The following is a 19,877-nucleotide window of genomic DNA, read 5'->3' on the forward strand; positions in this document are numbered from 1 at the left end:
ATGAAGACTTCACTGCTTCGCGACATCATCCGTTATGCGAAAACCAAAGGAAAGGCCCCGCTGGATGAACGGCAGATGGATACCCTGAAGGATTTGTATATGGAGCTGGCAAAATCCGTAATCCTCGCATTTATGGTATTTATGATCGTTTACGGCTATAAAGAGCTTTATCAGAAGGAAAGCACCTTCAATTATATGAGCCTCGCAATGAGTCTGCTTGGAGCTATCACCTATTATTATCTGCTGCGCTCCTGTTACCAGCAGGTAATCGGCATAGATGTTAATTTTGAAATCCTCGTCATTCCGGCACTTGGCTTCACCCCCTCGCTGCTCATGAACGCCCTGCATGTATGCGGGTTGCTGTTTGACGCAGACGCACTCTTTTTCCGCATTACGACAGTTTTATGGCCCTTGTATTTCATTTTATTTTATCTGGGGGCAAACAGGGTCTATCAAAAGGGCAGGCAGGCCATGGAACAGGAGATATACCAGGGGGAAATCCATTTTCGTTCCCGCAAGCAGATCGTTAATTTTATCATTATTGCAATTATCATCATATCCATATTGCCGATTTCCTTTGACGCGCTGTTTCAAATTTGCATCGTCGCAGGGACACTCTTGATTCTGTTTATGATCTGCTATTATGGTTTTTATACACCGCACAATGCATATATTCTGAATGAAAGCGGATTGATCTATCATAAATCGCTGTGGAATGGAAGGGGCGGATTTCTGCGCTATGATGAGATTGAAAGCGTCAAGCAGCAGGATACCTTCAACGTCGGGTATGCAAAGGATAAGGTTTGTATTCACTGCCATGACGGTCGTGACATTCTGCTGTTTCCAGAAAATGCATACCGCTTCTGTGTAGAGCTTGAAAATAATCTGTACTAGCATGTCATTCACAGATATGACGATAACCCCATCACAGAAAAAAAACAGAAAACTATTGTGCTTTATGCATATCCCTGCTTGGGATATGTAAAACAGCATTGGCATTTCTGTTTTTTTATTTCTTTTTTCGATGACCGTGATAGCTTCGCTCTATCTCACGTATCACACTGTCCTTTTCCCTGCTTCCCAGCACGCGAAAGACCGGTTGACTATCCGCATCTTCCTGAGATACGGTATACGCTTCATCTGCACTGCTGATCAGTGCAGCATCCCTTTGATGGCAGGCAAACACGCAGAGTCGTTTATAGCCTCCCTCCTTCTGTATGGTGCGAACAGCTGCGAGCTTTGTGGCACTCACACTGTAAATATCCAATACCTTATATCCTTGATGCTCCTCACTGGTGCGGATATGAAGTTGTAGATCAGCCGCATCATCTTGTCGCTGGAGCCGCGAATACAGCTGCCGGATACGCGGTGTAGTATCCATGATCGTTATACATACACAGGCATGTGCCTGTGCTTTATGTTCATACACGTAGCTCTTATAAGGCAATTTGCGCATTTCATGATAATATTCCTCCTCCAAAGGATTGCGGAAATCACTGTAATACACATGCAGGATATGATGCAGGATGACATGCTGGAAGCAATTCATTCCTTCCTCGTCCAACAGCTGCAGCAGGTGTGCCACCTGTTCCTTTTTCATGCAGCGACTGTGGGAATAGGTCTGCGTACGGCAATCATACAAAGCAGCTCCGTTCATGACAGCAACCGGAAGCGTCAATGGAATACCCTCCAGGATCGGCAGCAGCGTTGCCGGGGTGCGGGACGTCGCCAGAGTGATGGCAGCCCCCTGCTCCAGCAGCTGACGCAGCTTCACCTTCGTATAGGGAGAAAGCTGTTCATTTTCCTGCAGCAGCGTGTGATCCAGTGTAGATACATACAGCGTCTCCTTCTGCAAATGCACCGGAAGATGGATGCAGTTGATACCATAGGCAACCGCAATACCAATCAGGGTATCGATCATACGGTTAATCGCAAACAGGTAGGGATTCACATCCGCAGCGTGCGATACGGTAACACTCATGAACACCACGCAGGAGATATACGAGGCTGAGGTTTTCTTCAGCAGCACAGTAATATAGATTACCGGGATGATCATAAAGGATATGAGAGCATATTGCATAAGCTGCGTATTCCCCGGCAGGATATGCTTTTCAAACAGCAGCACGAGCATTCCGCAAAAGCCGCCAATCAGGGTTCCGACAACACGGTTGGCCGCTACACGCTGTGTATTGGATGTATCCTGCTGCATGCATAACACAGCCGCAATGCAGGAATAAAATACTACCCCCTCTTCATTTCGCAGCAGATAAATAAGAAAGCATAAAAATACTGCCAGTGATGATTTCAGGATTCGTTTACCAATTCTAGGCATGATACCATTCCTCCAATGGTTATAATTATAGCGCCGTTTTTACAAATGTAAATAGCAGACAGCAAAGGGAACAGAAAACATATTGTAGAGCTGTTCCCCTTTATCGAGGAGAACGCAATTCTTAGAACATGTCTCATGGAGAGCAACCTGTCCTATGCTGGCAGCTCCACCACGCTTTATAAAGAACAATCTCATGCTTTGCGCAGGAAGGCTCACTGCACAAAAGCGTGAAGGACACGACAGCTTTTCTCACATAGCCCTTTTCAGACTGCCATGTCTGCATTTGGCAAATATAAAAATGCCGGCTTCCCATCGGTCTCTCCAGATACGTCTCAGGGTATCCGAACCTGCCATTTTCCCAGAGATTGCTATCAGCATAGCTTCTATGCCCAGCTTCCAAGCACTCCTTTTGTACGCTGGCATTGCCTATGTATTACAGGGAACTGCATTCGGAATACATGATTAAACGTTGGATATATTTATAAATTCCAGCTTTGCGTAAAACAGCTGCGCTCCTTTTCATTCTGTGCTATGAAACAGGTCTCATGAAAAGACAGTGACCACACGGCCACTGCCTTAGAGCTTCAAACACATATTTATAATTAGCGGTGTCTCAGCATTCTGCCAAGCTGAATAAGCGCTGTTGGTATCAGGGCAAGAGCATAAATCGTAAACAGCTGCATCATGGTTATCGTCGTTACCGAGAATAAGGAGTGCAGCGGCTGCCACAGCAGAATCGCATTCAGGAAGCAGAAGCCGATTACAAAGGCCAGAATGGAGTATTTATTCGTAAACAGTCCGATGCGATACAGAGAACGCTGAGAACGGCAGTTAAAGCCATGGAACAATCTGGACAGGCACAGTGTTGAGAAAGCCATTGTCGTAGCGATTGCCCAGCTTTCCTTCAAGCCCAGAAAATATGCACTCATCGTAACGATAGCAATCAAAATTCCCTGAATTCCCAGCTGCTTCATCGTTGCCGGTGTCAGAATACCAACGGATGGATCACGTGGTTTTTCTTTCAGAATATCCTTGGTGCTTCGCTCCATACCAATGGCGATAGCAGGCAGGGAGTCTGTGACCAGATTGATAAACAGCAGATGCACAGGCAAAAACGGCACCTGCAGGGATAACAGCGAAGCTGCCAGGACACAGATAATTCCGGATAAGTTACCGGACAGCAGATAAATAATTGCATTCTTGATATTGGCATAAATGTTTCTACCGGTCGCAACAGCCTTGACGATGGTCGCAAAGTTATCATCCGTCAAGATCATGCTGGCGGCATCCTTGCTGACCTCGGTACCGGTGATTCCCATAGCGATACCGATATCTGCTTGTTTTAAAGCTGGAGCATCATTGACGCCGTCTCCGGTCATTGCTGCAATCTTTCCTTTTTTCTGCCATGCGTTGACGATACGAATCTTATGCTCCGGAGCAACACGGGCATAGACACGGATATGCTCCAGACGATTCATCAGCTCTTCTTCACTCATGGCATTCAGCTCCGTACCATCCACACACTGATCCCCGTTTTTATAGATGCCAAGTGCCTTGGCAATACTGCGGGCAGTTACCTTGTGATCGCCGGTAATCATCACCGGGATGATGCCGGCACGCTGACAGTTTTCCACAGCTGCTTTGCTTTCCTCGCGCGGCGGATCCATTAGAGAAATCAGACCGAGGAATACCAGCTGCGCCTCATCCTCCACCTCGATGTGATCCTTGTCAACGATGCGTGTCGCAAAGCCCAGCACACGAAGACCGTTATCCGCAAAGGTATGATTCATGTTGAGGATACGTTCACGATCCTCCTCTGTGATTTCACGGATTCCCTGTTCTGTCTGCATATGTGTCGCCTTTTTCAGAATTTCATCACAGGCTCCCTTCAGCATCAGTCTGTTTTCTCCATCGATCACATGAAGGGTTGACATCAGCTTCCGTTCGGAATCAAACGGGTTCTCATCGATACGGGGATATTTTTCTCTTGTTTTCAATTCATCGATACGATACAGCTCCAGCAAATCAACCAAAGCAAGCTCAGTAGGGTCACCGATCCGCTGCTCCTCGTTAGTCGTAGCATCACAGCATAACGCAAAGCCCAGCAGCAGCAGACGATCCAGCGGTGAGGCTTCCTTTAAATTGCTGGCATGCAGCAGCTCATGATTTCGATACACCTGCTGCGCTGTCATCTTATTCTGTGTTAAGGTTCCTGTCTTATCGGAACAGATAACAGACACACAGCCCAGACTTTCTACAGAATTGATGTTCTTGATAATTGCATTTTCCTTTGCCATCTGGCTCGTTCCCATCGCAAGCACGATGGTCACTATGCTCGCCAGTGCTTCCGGGATTGCGGCAACAGCCAGCGCTACAGCAAACATCAATGCATCCATGATTGCATTTCCCTGCCATACATTTAAAGCGAATACAAGAATGCAGATAGCGATAATTGCAATGCTCAGCTTTTTACTGAAATCATCCAGTGTCTTCTGCAGCGGTGTCTTACGATCCTGCGCTGTATTCATCAATGTTGCAATTTTACCGATTTCCGACTTCATGCCAACTGCTGTGACAACGACACGGGCACGTCCATAGGTTACCAGTCCACTGGAGAATACCATGTTTTTCTGATCTCCAAGACCGCATTCCCCTGATATGGTATCAACTGCCTTATGCACACTCTCAACCTCACCGGTCAGTGCACTTTCATTGACCTGCAGAGAATGATTTTCAATGATACGCCCATCTGCTCCTACAACATCTCCGGCTTCCAGAAACAGGATATCTCCCACTGTCAATTCCTGACTGGAAACCTCCATCAGGGTACCATCTCGCAGGACGCGGCTATGTGGTGTAGAGAGCTGCTTTAAGGCATCCAGTGATTTCTGTGCCTTGATGCTCTGTACCGTCCCCAATATGGCATTCATGGTAATGACTGCCAGAATAACAATCGTGCTTTCCAATTCTCCGCTGACCATGGAAATGATAGCTGCGGCAATCAGTATGATAACCAGCAGGTCCTTAAACTGAGAAAGGAAGACGATAAACGGATGCACCGGCTTTACTTCCTCCAGCTCATTTCTTCCATAGGTGTTTTGACGCTCTGCGACTTCCTCGCTGCGCAGACCTGTTTCTACTGCCCCCAGCTCTTCCATTACCTGGGCGACGTCTTTCTCATACATCTGTTTCAATCTCAAGACCTCTACTTTCCTGTTTATGATTCTTTTCTATAGTCTTGACATTTTTTCAAAATAAAAACGAGACTATAGAAAATTTCTATAAGTCTCGTCAATCGCTGAATGCAGGCCAGAAGAGATACACTCTTCGGGTTTGTTGACCGGCTTCACACAGAAGCTCTGTGCTGACTACTCCCTTATTGACTTACAGTTTATCATGAAACAGGAGTCTTTGTAAACCGTGTGACGGAAATTTACAGAATGTTTACAATTCTTTTGAAAAATCATATGCGAAGGAATCAGAATGTTGTATTATATATATAACATTTTAAAATAATATGAGGGTGATCGCATGAAAGAGGAAATCCAAAAAACATTTGATGATTATTTACAACGACTGAAGCAGGATGAAAGCATCTGTGAGAATTTCAAAAAGCTGGTGCTGGAACAGCTGGGACTGGGAACAGAGCTGGATCCTATCCTGTTTCGCTTTCTGGAAATTGCAAAGGAGCAGAAGTATCCCTATGCCGTTCCTCTGGGCTATGCGATGCTGTTTTATGCAACCTACTCCAAAAATATCGATCTGGCGATTACCTATAACGAGAAGGCCCGAGAGCTGTTTATGAAAATGCCGGATTACAAGGAGCGCGACGGTATCCTGACGGTTGCCAACAATGCTGTTCTGGCCAATATTCTAAAGGAGGATTACGGAGCCGCCTATCAGGAAATCGCCGCCGCCATGCCCATAGCGGAAAAGGGCGGACGCATTTCCTATTATTCAGCCTTTCTGAATAACGGCGCCATCATCCTGCGCGAATTCGGTCTTTATAAAAAAGCCATCCAACAGGTTGAAGAAACACTGGAAAAACGTGACTTCATTGGAAGCAGTAATTTCATCGTCACGATTTATCTGCTTTCCAATCTATATCTGAGTGCAAAGGAAACAGATAAGATGCGCAGACTGCTGCAGACCTATATGCCTGAGCTGAAAAAAAGCGAATATTACGATTCCGACATCTATAACAAGCAGTTTATGGAAGCTGCCATACTCGATGATCGCCGTGAAGAAGCCCAGCAGTGGTATGAACGCCTGATTCACACCTATGATTTTTCTAAAAATGATCAGCTGGATAACAATGAGGTCCACTTGTCCTTGGCACGTTATCACCTGTATCAAAAGGATTATCAGAAGGCAAAGGAATATTATCTGCATCTGCTTAGTCATATGGATGGGGTACTTGGATACAAGCGGCAGATACTGGAAGAAACCGCGCTCGTTTTTGAGGGACTAAAGGAATATGAAAAAGCATATGAATATCAAAAGAAAGCACATGAGCTGATGATCGCCTATACTGCATTTATCGATGATATGTATCGACAGGAAATCGAGGATGTCTGGGAAAAGAACCGTATGCTTTCCTATGAGGTTCTCTATGATCGATTGCTGGATATGACTGAATTCGGTAAAACGGTAACCTCCTGCCTGAGCTGGAAGCAGCTCGTTGCGGTGATTGAACAGCATGCCGCCCGTATCTTCTCCTTTGATGATTGGGATATTCTGCTGTATGAGGAGCCCAAGAAACGGTTTCGCTCCTTTTCTAACGTCTATTATCCTCTAGCCCAGCATCCTATTCTTGAAGCCTGCACACACGAATATACATCACGCAAGCTGCCAAATCTAGCCGCAGATAAAGAGAGTGCCATCAGTCTTGGGGCCCTGTATGAAGCACATACCCGCTCCATGCTGCTGCAGCCGATTACCTATCAGGGAAGTATGCTGGCCCTGTTCTGCATGAAATCAGATCAGACAGAGAATTTCAGCCGTACAGACCAACGCTTATTACAGGTATTCGCAGATTACATCGCCATTGCGCTGCATAACGTTCGACAGTTTGAGGATGCATTGGAAAAGTCCAGCTATGATTATCTCACCGGCATCTATAATCGCAGCGCCTTGATGCAATTAGGGGATGCTATGCTGGAAGATGCAAAAAAGTCTGACCGTTCCATCGGCGTACTGATGATGGATATCGACGATTTTAAACAGATCAACGACACCTTCGGACATATGCAGGGGGATGCCGTGATCAAACAGGTAACCGCACTGATGAAGCAAATGCAGCGCCATGGGATCATTGCACGCTTTGGTGGAGAGGAATTTATCCTTCTGATTGATTCATTGAGCAAGCAAGCGCTATATGAACTGGCTGAGGACATCCGGTATGCGTGTGAGTCCTGTAGCATTCCCACAGACACCGGCAGCATACACTTCACCATCAGCATCGGCTGCTGCTATCAGATGCAGCCCCATGCCACCTTGAAGGAGCTGTTCAATGAAGCGGATCAGCGTCTGTATATCGCAAAGCGAAACGGAAAGAACTGCGTGCAGATGTAAACAGACGGATTGTGCATGCAGGATCAGATATGGCTTTATTATCAGGGACAACCTTCAGACATAGCGCACAGCTGAAAATCAAACAGGAAAAGGCAGGAAACGGATACAGCATCCAAAACCTGCCTTATTCAGTATAAATCCATTATGACAGGACGCACGAAAAAAAAGCTTTGCTGTCTTTGTCTGCTTTGGATATTCAGGCAACAATACTCACGGAATAGCTCGTGAAATATTATTGCATACAAGATTTGTACAAATAGCAGTACTTCAAATCAAGCAGGAGGAAGACAGGCACGCCGCTGTAAACAGCGATGTCTCTTTATATCATAGGATTCTCTGCTATGCTTGTCAGGAATGCTCCTATATACTCATAAATTCGCTATACCTCATATAGGATGATATTTCCAACAAAGATGAACTCTACCATACAGGAACGGTTTAAAGAAAAAAGGAGGCGCCTTCAAAAAGTTTCTTTCTTACTTTAGGGTATATGAAAAAGGGAGACTTCAACTTCTATTGATAAAACCAATCGTATTGAATCTCCCTGTTTTATGTTTACCCACAATCGAGAAAGAACCTTCAAAAAGACTCAGCGCTCCCCTTCCTATTCATATTTCTACATACTTTCCAGACATTTGGACAGCGTTGGAATAATCTGTTTCTTTCGTGAAATGACACCATCCACAAAATACAGCTCATCCATGATATCCTCCTTGAACGCTTCATCCACAAGATAGCTCAGAGAACCGATAAACACCAGATTGCTTCCGCTGCCGTCAGCTGCTGTAAAGCACATCATAAGCAGATCAAATTTATTGATTTCATTTATTTTCGCCATATAGGTGCGGATTTCATCCTGAACATCAACGATTTCCTGCTCATCCGCAATATTGATCTGACCAATGGCAATTCGCTTACCATCGATGTTATACTCCTTAAAGTCATTGTACAGGATTTCCGACATGCTTCTACCCTTGATTGTCGCCACAGCTCCGAACATTTCCTTTGCCATGGCATCCAAATCAATACCGGCTATCGCTGCCAGCTCTTTTGCCAGCTCCTTGTCCACCGGTGTGGTCGTCGGCGAATTGAAATTCATCGTATCACTGATGATCGCACAGCACATAATCGCTGCTGTTTTAACCTCAGGTACCATATTGGACTCCTTGTACATACGGGCAATGATAGAAACCGTACTGCCGATGATTTCATTGCGAAAGCGAATCGGCGTGGTCGTCTCCACATCCCCGATGCGATGATGATCCACAACCTCCAGAATTTCTGCTTCCTTCAAATCATCGATACTCTGGGAAAGCTCGTTATGATCGACAAGTATAAATTTCTTCTTCTGATAGTTCAACAGATGATAGCGGGAAATCGATCCAAGCACCACGCCCTGATTGTTGACGACCGGATAGGAGCGGAATCTGGATTTTGACATCTGTTTGTATACATCGTCAATATAAGCGTGATTATTAAAGCTGATGATTTTACGCTTCATGATGAGATTCACACTCGGTGAGCGATACATGCTGCGGGCTACCTGAAACATATTCAGCGGTGTTTTGATAATCGTGCAGTTTGCTTCCTTTGCCATACGGATAATTCCCTGGGAAATGATATCTACATCCACCAGAATCATACAGCCGGCTCCATCACTCAAAGCGCGCTTTTGAAGCTTCAAATCATCATTTACAACGACAATGCTATCCCGATAGCTGATATCACTGTACTCTGCATTCCGACTGCATAAGATATGAATTCTACCATTTGTGCGATACGCTTCACATTCATACAGAAACTCCCCCTGCAAAACCTTGCGGATATTCTCGCAGGATGTGTTTTTCATAAGAGAAATCGGCTTTTCTCCCTTATCACTCATCAGAATATTTGTCATATCCGACAGGGAAACAACACCGATCAGCTTCTGCGCTTCATCTACAACGAACAACGCGCTGGTGGAACGCATCCCCATGCGGTCCCACGCTTCCTTTATCGTATCATCCTTTTTCAGCAGCAGCGGTTCATCAAACGGTACATCATACAGCTTGACTCTGGCATTTTGAATATACACCGGCTCCGGCACCTGAAACTTTTTTAAAACAAAATCCGTTTCCGGATTCAATTCTCCTAAGCGGCAGGCAATGGCATTGATTCCCAGCTTCTGCTTTAGCTGTGCATATGCGATTGCCGATACAATGGAATCCGTATCCGGATTCTTGTGCCCGATAATATGAACAACGTCTTTCATTACAGCTTCACTCCCCTGTTTTCTTATGTTCATTGTACCTTATTTAGCCCCTTTTTTCTAGTGGTAGCGCTATCTTTTATGGCCCTGTGATAGTTTTTGACAAATCCGCTGCGTATACCATATTGAAGGAAAGTGTGTTATACTGTATAAAACAATCGAAAAGAGGCGATATGATGTCTACCCTTAAACGAGCAATCCTGTTTCTATTTCCTTATTTGATCCTTGCGGTATGCATACTGGAGGAACACTGGAGAATACAGGCTGCATCACTCATGCAGTATGATACGTATACAGATATGCTTACTCTGACAGCTGTCATCTGTACGATATTTATATTCTTTTATATTCGCAATATGATGGAGAAATTTGACGGAATCGTATTGCTTTTGAATACAATTGCAGTTATTGTCTATACCCTTTTGATCTGGCTGCCAGATGTATTTGCAGCACTCAGTCCGATTGCCTACAGTGTATTTCAAAATGAGCAGCTATTTCTCACAATCACCTATGGACTGCTTCTGATTGGTGAAGGCTATCAGATCTATTTCTTTATGAAGGAGAAAGAGGCTGCATAGGAAATACAGCAGATACTTTCAAAAATCATCGCAATAAAAAAGCCACAGCTGGGCTTTTTATTTTTTCAATTCTTTTATTACATATTCCCGGAATGTCGTTGGTGCTCTGCCAAGCAGCCAGGTCAGCACATTGGGATTTCCTGCAATTCCATAGATGCTGTAGGTCTCCGCAAGACAGCGAAAGCATTCTCTGCCATAGGAATCCTGCAGATGCATGAGATCACAGAGCTCTTCAACATCGATATAGGATGCCATCGCATGTCCACTTGTCACCTCGTTATATACAGCTACCAGATCACTTGGAGAATAAAAATCAGGCCCGCACAGCTCATAGGTCGCATTGGCGTGTCCTTCTTCGCATAATACCTTGGCACATACTTCACCGACATCCTCAGCGTCCACATAGGATAGCTTTGTATGAATATCATAAAAGCTCTGATAGGTATTGCTTGCTGCCACTGCCTGAACGTTGAAATTGTGATTGTAATGCATTGGCTGAAGAATGGTGTAATTCAGCTGATGCTGCAGTCCTGCATAAATGAGATATTCTTCTGCATCCCGTTTCTGCGTATGCTGCAGAAGCGTACTCATGATTGGATGTGTCACCGAGGTCATAACAAATTGCCTGACATGATGACGTATGGCAGTGTCAATGCACAGCTTAGCCATCTTTGTTTCCGTATAGGTGAAGAATGGCGGTATATAGAGCACCTGTTCACAGCCCAGCATAGCCTTCTCCATATCCTCTTGCTTTGATGCGTCTCCAATGAATACTTCCTGTACGCCGATTTCCTTTAGGTTCTCAGCTTGTGGATTGATATCCATAGCACGTATAGAAAGCCCCTTTTCAATCAGCTTTGGTAGAATATGACGGCCTACATTGCCGCCTGCGGATGTTACCAGAATCATTTAAAATTCCTCCTTGCTTTTGTATCTTCATAGTAACATGAGATGGTTTTGTTGTATAATATGGAAAAGGAAAGTTATTATAACCAAAAGTTATAGGAGGAATCTATGAAGCCACTTTTTGATCTCAGCTTCCGTAAAATTCAGTATTATCTCATGGTAGTAGAAGAAGGCAGCCTCACAAGGGCAGCGAAGCGTCTCTTTATCAGTCAGCCAATGTTGAGCAAAGCCGTTAAAGAATTAGAGCAGGAGCTTGCTATTCAGCTATTCAAGCGCGAGGGAAAATATCTGGAGGTCACCTTTGCGGGCCGCTATCTTTATGAACAGTGGTATACGCTGCTTGATCAGATGGAACGCGTGCTGGCAGAAACTAGAGAACTTGCCAATGAGAAAAAGCATACCATCTATGCCGGCTGTGAGCATATCATGGTACTGGGCGCCAACGCCCTGTGGATGGACGCTTTGGAACAGTTTCAGCTTCAGCATCCCGATATTCATGTGGATATGTCGGCTTTTGGCCTGCACGAGGTGAAAAAGCGGCTGTTAAGCAGGCAGCTGGACTTCATGATTTGTTCTTCTTTTGATACAGAAGGACTGCAGGAGGATTATCACTGTGAAAAGCTGGGTTCCCTTCCGGTCGTAATCTATGGAAGAGCGCAGCATCCTGTATTGCGCAGAACTTCCCCAGTCACATGGAAAGATTTAAAAAACTGTTCCTTCTATACCATATCACCATTGATTGCCTCCTGGCCTCAGGAGCTGCTGTTTCAGTATGGTCAGCAGCACGGCTTTCAGCCGCGCATTGCAGGCTATACGGATACCCAGCTGTCGCAGGTTATGAAAATCAAAACAAGTGATGCGCTTATGCTTTCCCTACGCCTGGATTCTCTGCTTCAGGATGAAAAGCTCAGTGCTGTTACCATGAAGGAGGAAACGGAAATCATGCTGGTCTGGCGAAAGGATTGTGAAGCTGCAGTTTCTGCATTTGCACACACGATGCTTCATCAGGAACAAGGCGCTTTTACAAACTCCCATGAAGAGTTATGTAATCGCTGACTACATCCGTTCCCTTTATAGGAAATACAAGACCATCAGACAAAAGGCCCTCAATAAAATGAGCGCCTTTTTGTCAATGATTTCATCTGAAATCAGCCAGCAGCAGTATGCCGTTTTCCTGCTATAGCTCGCAGAATATCGCGGCAGTACCATACAAGCAGAAGGATACCGGCGATGATACAGAAAGCAAAGGGAAGTTTTATATAGAAGCGGTCCACAATCGTTGTAAACAGGAGCATTATCACACCATACAGAAAGAAAGCTCCGATATTGGATATATGATACAGTACCCTCCTGCTTTTCACAGCCGGAATCAGCTGCAGCAGACAGGAACCGCCCAGAAAAAGAAGCAGCGTCCCTCTGCACGCATGCAGCTGCTCAGTAGAAACTGTCAGTGCATAGTCGTTGCCGGAATACTCCGGTGGCACGGAATTTTGAAATTGATCAATCAAAGCACAATATTCCTGATACAGCAGAAGAAATATTACAGCCAGTGTCACGACGGCTGCCAGTGGCAACACAATGCGTAAGATAGCTTCACCTTTTTCCGACCATTTACGAAACAGGATATTCTTTTCCTCCTGCTCCTTTGCATGTACATGTTTATGCAAGCCGTTCCAGCTGATATCATAGCGCATAATGAATGTATGCCGTAGAAAGCCATACACCAATACAAGCAGAAGCAAAGCCACTACATACATCAACAGATATATGGTAATACCGGTTTCAAATCCATTCATAAGCAAGCTGACAGGATTGAATCCCTCTACCGTCTGCATTGTCATTGCCTCCAGAAAATTGGATAAGCCGAATTGCAGGAACAGGAATAGGATATACATATATTGCAGGACAGAAACAAGTGGGAAATAAGCCAGCAGCAGATTCCAGCGGGTCAGTGCAGGAAGTCCCTTTTTATCCGTATGCTGAATCATCAGCATAAAGCTGAAGACCATCATGCCCAAAAAGGCCGCAAAGGAAAGCAGCTGGGAAATCTGAAGCTTTAAAAACACATAATACAGCAGCAGCGCAAGCAGAATCAGTGCATAGGGCAAATAGCGCTGTACGTCATAGCGCGACAAATCGCTGTAGCTTGTATCACCGAGAAGCTCATCACAGCTGACTCCCAATGCCTCACTCAACGGCTTCAGTAAGGTGATGTCAGGATAGCCCTCCGCCGTCTCCCATCGTGAAACTGCCTTATTGCTGACATTCAGCAGCTCTGCAAGCTGTGCCTGCGTGTACCCCTTCTTTTTGCGCAGCTTTATGATTCTTTCCGCAAATTGCTCTTTATTCATACTCCATCCCTCCTCTATCTATAGTATGACGAAATTTCATATAAAAAGCAATCCACGATTGCGGGATTCACTCCACGCTTCATGGATTGCTATCGGATTTGTTTTCATCCGCCAGTGTTTTTATAATACCATCCGCTATCTTATCGGCAAAAATCTTCCGTTTCACATCATCGATCAGATAAAGACGGTCATTTTCGCTTGCCAGAAAACCGGTTTCGATCAAAATGGAAGGCAGCTTATTATTCTGCAGCACCTGGATCGGAGAAAGATCCTGATCCTTTATACCCCGATTCTGAGAATAGCCCAAAGAATCCAGCTCCTTCAGAATATTTTCGGAAAGCTCCACCACCTTCGGCTCCTTCATTTTCCCCCAGATTTCATAGCCATAGGAGCCATTTACGACCTCTGCCGCATTGGTATGTATGGAAACAAACAGGCGGGCATCGCTTTCATTGGAGATACGAACACGCTCGCTGAGATCCTCAACCTCATTTGCCGGCCAGGATACAGCATCACTCTCTCTTGTATACAGGACAGGATAGCCGTTTGCCTCCAAACGTGCACCGATATCCTTAACTAGAGCAAGTGTAACATCCTTTTCATACAGCTCCTCATAGGTACTTCCTGCATCATATCCGCCATGACCGGCGTCCAGAACAATAACGGGTGTCTTTGCCTTCTTACTGAATAAAGGGGCAAGAATAGGATTATCCGGAAAAACCTTCACACATATGATCAACAAGCCCAGTATGACCAGAAACTCCATCGCAACCACCATCAGCAGTCGAATCGGATTGAGTCCTCTTTTTTTCTTTCTTTGCTTTGCCACCGTGTCACCTGTCTTTCAAACTGATGTAATTATAGCAGATAAAACAGAAAATTCCTACCTTTTGCGTGACGGAAATGAGATGATTTGCGTTCTGATTCTACAAAACCTGTCCTATTCAGAATGTTCCTCCATATCCTCCTGAAACACGTTATCCTCAGTCACGATCAGTCTCTGCTTTCGCAAACGATTGTTCACAAATTCCGTGAAGAAGACATACAGACAGGCTGTTGTTGGTACCGCCATAACCATACCGAAGACACCCCACAGATCACCGAAAACAAATATACTGAGCAGCACCCATAGGCCGGGAAGACCCACTGAATTTCCAACTACACGCGGATAAATGACATTGTCCTCAAAGTAGCTGAGTACCTGATAGAATATGATAAACCAGACACTCTGTAAAGGATCCTTGGACAGCATCATAATCGCTCCGACACTCATCGCAAACATAGAACCGAACACCGGAACCATGGAACAAACAGCAATCAGGGTACAGATCAGCTCCGGATACGGAAACTGAAACAGGCGCATAAAGACATAGTATAAAACCCATAAAATACAGGCTTCTGTCAGCTGCCCGCCGATAAAGCTTGAGAAAATCCGATTGACACGTGCAGCATAGCGAAAGACTGTCTGTGAATTTCCATATCCGAGGAAGGCTGCTGTCACCTTGCGCATCTGGCGAATGAAGTTCTCTTTTCCGCTGAGCAGGTACAAGGAGAACATAAAGCCCGTAAAACCGACCGCAAAGCTGGATACAAATCCAGTGGCACTTGATACGATACCGCTCGCACTGCCGGATAACAGATTGATGATATTGGTAACGATTTTCTCCCAAGGCATCTGAATAAACTGTTCAACCTGCGTAATATCCTCAATTCGATAGTCTATATGAAAATATGCCAGCACCTCATCAATATTTTTCACAATATTCGTAAAGAAGGAGGTCAGATTTTCCATCAGCGATATCAGAGAATCAATAATGCTTGGCAGAATGATACTGCCGATGAGAATGATCAGAATCAGAGCAAGCAGAAACGTGAGAATCATGGAAATAACACGCTTTTTCTTTTGAAGAAAGGAATCCTGCTTTGTATGTCGAAGCAAAAAGCCTTCGATATGCTTCATCGGCAAATTTAAAACATAGGCAAAAACGATAGCATACAACAGGGATTTAAAAACGGATAATAGAAAATCAAAGCCGTTTTTTAAGTCCTGCAGATGCAGAAGAAAAAAGCCAAGTAAGAGAATGTACGTACTCAGATAAATCCAGGGTCGTATGGAACGTATGACGTCTTTGTCCCGAAAAGGCAGCTTCATGTGCATCCCTTCTTTCTTTTTGAAAAAAAGGACTGGACGTATCCAATCCTTTCTTTATGATTTCTTACATTTCTTCTTTTGCGATTGCAAGTAATCTCTTATGACGTTTCATAGCGTCCTTCTTTGTTTTCTCAAACATTTCGTACGCTGTTTCACCTTTTACCTTAGGCAGCTGGCTGTAACGAGTTTCTGTCATCATGAAGTCCAGCATCTTCTCATAATCAGGCTCCTTGGAGTCGATTGTCAGAGGAGTTTCTTTTCTTGGGTCATAACGATACAGATCGAAGTATCCACACTCAACAGCTTTTGCCTGTGTTCTCTGGTGGTTTGCAAGTCCGCCCTTGATACCGTGCTCAGCACATGGAGAGTAAGCCAGGATCAGAGATGGTCCATCATAGCTTTCTGCTTCCTTCAGTGCTTTCAGTGTCTGGTTTTTGTTTGCTCCCATAGAGATCGCAGCTACATATACGTGTCCGTATGCCATAGCGATCTGTCCCAGGTCCTTCTTCGCAGTTGTTTTACCACCTGCAGCGAACTTAGCGATGGATGCAGCCTGGCTAGATTTGGAGGACTGTCCACCAGTGTTGGAGTAAACCTCAGTATCCAGAACCAGAACATTAACATTCAGGTTGTTTGCCAATACGTGGTCTAATCCGCCGTAACCGATGTCATAAGCCCATCCGTCACCACCGACGATCCAGATAGATTTGGAGATCAGGTCAACGTCTGCCAGCTCTTTTACCATAGCGATATCAGATTTTGCAGCCAATTCCTTGATTGTCGGAGCAACTTCTCTTTCCGCATCACGATCACCGTGTACTTCCAGATATTTAGCAAATGCTTCCTTCAGAGCAGGCTCAACATTTTCCATGTTGTCTTCCATCGTCTTCAGGATTCTTGATTCCTTATAGTTCTGTGCAAGAGCCATACCATATCCGAATTCCGCATTGTCCTCGAACAGAGAGTTTGCCCATGCAACACCCTCACCATTGCTGTCGTTTACGAATGGCGTGGAAGGAGTTGAAGAACAGTAGATCATAGAGCATCCTGTTGCATTTGCAACCAGCATGTCATGACCGAACAGCTGAGATACCAGCTTATAGTATGGAGTTTCACCACAGCCTGGGCAAGCTCCGCTCACTTCAAAGTAAGGCATCATGAACTGAGATCCCTTAACGGTATCAGCCGGGAAGAATCCAGTCTTGTATTCTGTGTGCTTGAACAGGTAATCTGCCAATGGTTCTTCACCGAGTTTTTCGTTGATATCAACCATTTCCAGAGCCTTGTTACCAGCTTTACCAGGACACTCAACCGCACACAGACCACAGCCTACACAGTTTGCAGGAGTAACCTGGATACGATATTTCAGGTTTTCAACACCCTTACCCATAGGTGTAATTGTTTCAAATTCCATAGGTGCTGCAGCTACCTCTTCCTCTGTTAACAGGAACGGACGAATGGTTGCATGTGGACATACAAAGCTACAGATACCGCACTGGATACAGTTTTCAGGGTGCCATGTAGGTACCTGAACTGCAATGGTACGTTTTTCTTCAAATGCTACATTGTTGCGGATAGAACCATCCAGCAGGAAGTCTCCTGTGAATGCGCTGACAGGCATATCATAGCCCTCCAGACCGTTGATTACTGCAACATGGTTATCGAAATATTCGTCACCAGTCAGCTTACGGCTGGAATCAAATGGAAGATCAGCCCAAGCAGCATCCACCGTGATTTCTTCGATTCCGGCTTTACCGGCATCGATTGCCTTGTAGTTCAGCTGTACAACAGCATCACCCTTCTTAGAGTAGGATTTCTTCGCTGCTGCCTTCATCAGCTCAACAGCTGTATCATATGGCATGATCTGCTCATTCAATGCGAAGAATGCAGACTGCAGAATCGTGTTGGTTCTACGTCCCATACCGATTTCCTGAGCGATCTTAGTTGCATTGATGATGTAGAATTTTGCATGCTTTTTAGCAAGCTGAGCCTTCATACGGTTCGGCATGTGCTCAACGATTTCTTCCTTGGAGAAGGTAGTGTTCAGCAGGAAGCTTCCGCCTTCCTTGATGTCTTTCGCCATGTCATATTTGAACATGTAAGCATCCAGTGAGCAGGAAATGAAGTCTGCGTTACCGATATAGTAAGTAGAACGGATTGGAGAATTTCCAAAACGCAGGTGAGAACGGGTAACACCACCGGCTTTTTTAGAGTCATATGCAAAGTAAGCCTGTGCATACTGATCTGTGTTGTCACCGATGATCTTGACAGTGGATTTGTTTGCAGAAACCGTACCGTCTGATCCCAGTCCCCAGAATAAGCAAGAAGTGTAGTCAGCTGGAACGTGGAAGTTGGAATCTGCTTCCAGGCTCAGGTTGGTAACGTCATCAACGATACCGATGGTAAAGCTGTTCTTCATTTCATCCTTTTTCAGTTCATCAAAGACAGCTTTGATGTGGTAAGGCTGTGTATCCTTGGAACCCATACCGTAACGTCCACCGATGATTTCGATGTCTTTGTCCTTCAATGCAGACAGGATGTCCAGATACAGAGGCTCTCCCATGGATCCTGTTTCCTTTGTACGATCCAATACAGCGATTTTCTTAACTGTTTCCGGCAGTACAGCCAACAGGTATTTCACAGAGAACGGACGGTACAGGTGAACCTTGATCATACCAACCTTTTCTCCGGCAGCAGTCAATGCATCGATTGCTTCTTTAGCAGCCTCAGTTACAGAGCCCATAGCAACGATTACACGTTCTGCATCACTTGCACCATAGTAAGTGAACGGTGCATATTCACGACCAGTGATTTCACTGATTTTCTTCATGTAGTCAGCAACGATGTCAGGAATTGCATCGAAGTGTTTGTTTCTTGCTTCCACACCCTGGAAGAAGATGTCATCGTTCTCAGCACCACCGCGGGTTACCGGGTTTGTGTGAGGGTTTAAAGCGTTCTTGCGGAATTTTGCAAGAGCTTCCTTGTCAACCAGTTCCTTGAATACGTCTGTATCCATAACTTCGATTTTCTGAATTTCGTGAGATGTACGGAATCCGTCGAAGAAGTGCATGAATGGTACGGAACCCTTGATTGCGGACAGGTGAGCAACACCAGCCAGGTCCATAGCTTCCTGTACAGAATGAGAAGCCAGCATACATACACCAGTCTGGCGGCATGCATATACGTCTTCATGGTCACCGAAGATGTTCAGTGCTCTTGTAGCAAGTGCACGAGCTGCAACGTGGATAACGCCTGGCAGACACTCACCAACCATCTTATAGATGTTTGGAATCATCAGCAGCAGACCCTGGGAAGCCGTGAAGGTTGTAGCCAGAGAACCTGCCTGTAAAGCACCATGTACTGCACCAGCTGCCCCACCTTCGGACTGAAGTTCAGCAACTTTTACAACACTGTCAAAAATATTCTTGCGACCCTGTGTAGCCCACTGATCAACCACCTCAGCCATTGGTGAAGACGGAGTGATCGGGTAGATCGCAGATAGCTCGGTAAACGCGTACGCACAATGTGCGGCTGCAGTATTACCGTCCATTGACATAAATTTCTTAGTCATTTGTTTTCCTCCTTGCATAACTTACTTCTCTATTATAAAACTTTATCTTTGATTTTACTAGGATTTTTAAGCAATTTTTCGTTGGATTTCAAGGGAATTTTGTAATTATTTTGGGAATTGAAAAGTTTGCAACGCTTATTTTCACCACATGAAAGAAAATGTATA

General features: G+C 45.0%; 12 protein-coding genes. 4 read left to right on the top strand and 8 right to left on the bottom strand.

The window, feature by feature from the left end; genetic code table 11:
• Positions 1-894 carry a hypothetical protein gene (locus NE665_RS10635; RefSeq protein WP_117442948.1) on the top strand — a complete coding sequence of 298 codons (894 nt, stop codon included), beginning with the start codon at positions 1-3 and terminating at the stop codon, positions 892-894.
• Between the two features lie 115 nt (positions 895-1,009).
• Here NE665_RS10635 and NE665_RS10640 read toward each other — a convergent pair whose 3' ends face one another.
• Positions 1,010-2,332: an HAD hydrolase family protein gene (locus NE665_RS10640; RefSeq protein ID WP_117442949.1), complete on the bottom strand. Its 1,323-nt coding sequence runs from the start codon at positions 2,330-2,332 to the stop codon at positions 1,010-1,012.
• Between the two features lie 602 nt (positions 2,333-2,934).
• Complete coding sequence (locus NE665_RS10645) at positions 2,935-5,517, bottom strand: cation-translocating P-type ATPase (RefSeq protein WP_117442951.1); 2,583 nt, start codon at positions 5,515-5,517, stop codon at positions 2,935-2,937.
• A 346-nt stretch (positions 5,518-5,863) separates the two neighbouring features.
• On the opposite strand from NE665_RS10645, the gene NE665_RS10650 reads away from it, so the two are divergent.
• The gene (locus tag NE665_RS10650) at positions 5,864-7,906 is read left to right on the top strand and encodes a sensor domain-containing diguanylate cyclase (RefSeq protein ID WP_117442952.1); all 2,043 of its coding nucleotides are present in this window, start codon (positions 5,864-5,866) and stop codon (positions 7,904-7,906) included.
• 616 nt (positions 7,907-8,522) lie between these two features.
• On the opposite strand, the gene NE665_RS10655 is transcribed toward NE665_RS10650, so the two are convergent.
• On the bottom strand, positions 8,523-10,157 hold the full coding sequence (locus NE665_RS10655; protein WP_117442953.1) for a putative manganese-dependent inorganic diphosphatase: 1,635 nt from the start codon (positions 10,155-10,157) through the stop codon (positions 8,523-8,525).
• A gap of 170 nt (positions 10,158-10,327) precedes the next feature.
• Between NE665_RS10655 and NE665_RS10660 the strand changes: the two genes are divergently transcribed.
• Positions 10,328-10,732: a hypothetical protein gene (locus NE665_RS10660; protein WP_233104583.1), complete on the top strand. Its 405-nt coding sequence runs from the start codon at positions 10,328-10,330 to the stop codon at positions 10,730-10,732.
• A 57-nt stretch (positions 10,733-10,789) separates the two neighbouring features.
• Here the strand turns inward: NE665_RS10660 and NE665_RS10665 are convergent, their stop codons facing one another.
• Positions 10,790-11,641, bottom strand: a complete 852-nt coding sequence (locus tag NE665_RS10665; RefSeq protein WP_117442955.1) for an NmrA family NAD(P)-binding protein — start codon at positions 11,639-11,641, stop codon at positions 10,790-10,792.
• Between the two features lie 105 nt (positions 11,642-11,746).
• On the opposite strand from NE665_RS10665, the gene NE665_RS10670 reads away from it, so the two are divergent.
• The gene (locus NE665_RS10670; RefSeq protein WP_117442956.1) at positions 11,747-12,694 is read left to right on the top strand and encodes a LysR family transcriptional regulator; all 948 of its coding nucleotides are present in this window, start codon (positions 11,747-11,749) and stop codon (positions 12,692-12,694) included.
• A 92-nt stretch (positions 12,695-12,786) separates the two neighbouring features.
• Here NE665_RS10670 and NE665_RS10675 read toward each other — a convergent pair whose 3' ends face one another.
• The 4 genes from NE665_RS10675 to nifJ all read right to left on the bottom strand — a co-directional run bounded on the left by NE665_RS10675 (position 12,787) and on the right by nifJ (position 19,712).
• Positions 12,787-13,989, bottom strand: coding sequence for a helix-turn-helix transcriptional regulator (locus tag NE665_RS10675; RefSeq protein WP_117442957.1), 1,203 nt, complete (start codon positions 13,987-13,989; stop codon positions 12,787-12,789).
• A 79-nt stretch (positions 13,990-14,068) separates the two neighbouring features.
• Positions 14,069-14,818 carry an N-acetylmuramoyl-L-alanine amidase gene (locus tag NE665_RS10680; protein WP_117442958.1) on the bottom strand — a complete coding sequence of 250 codons (750 nt, stop codon included), beginning with the start codon at positions 14,816-14,818 and terminating at the stop codon, positions 14,069-14,071.
• A gap of 111 nt (positions 14,819-14,929) precedes the next feature.
• Positions 14,930-16,141: an AI-2E family transporter gene (locus tag NE665_RS10685; protein WP_117442959.1), complete on the bottom strand. Its 1,212-nt coding sequence runs from the start codon at positions 16,139-16,141 to the stop codon at positions 14,930-14,932.
• 64 nt (positions 16,142-16,205) lie between these two features.
• Positions 16,206-19,712, bottom strand: a complete 3,507-nt coding sequence (nifJ, locus tag NE665_RS10690) for a pyruvate:ferredoxin (flavodoxin) oxidoreductase (RefSeq protein WP_117442960.1) — start codon at positions 19,710-19,712, stop codon at positions 16,206-16,208.
• Positions 19,713-19,877 lie beyond the last annotated feature (165 nt).

The sequence above is a fragment of the Clostridium sp. DFI.1.208 genome (assembly GCF_024463855.1).
In the GTDB taxonomy this organism is placed as follows: domain Bacteria; phylum Bacillota_I; class Bacilli_A; order Erysipelotrichales; family Erysipelotrichaceae; genus Clostridium_AQ.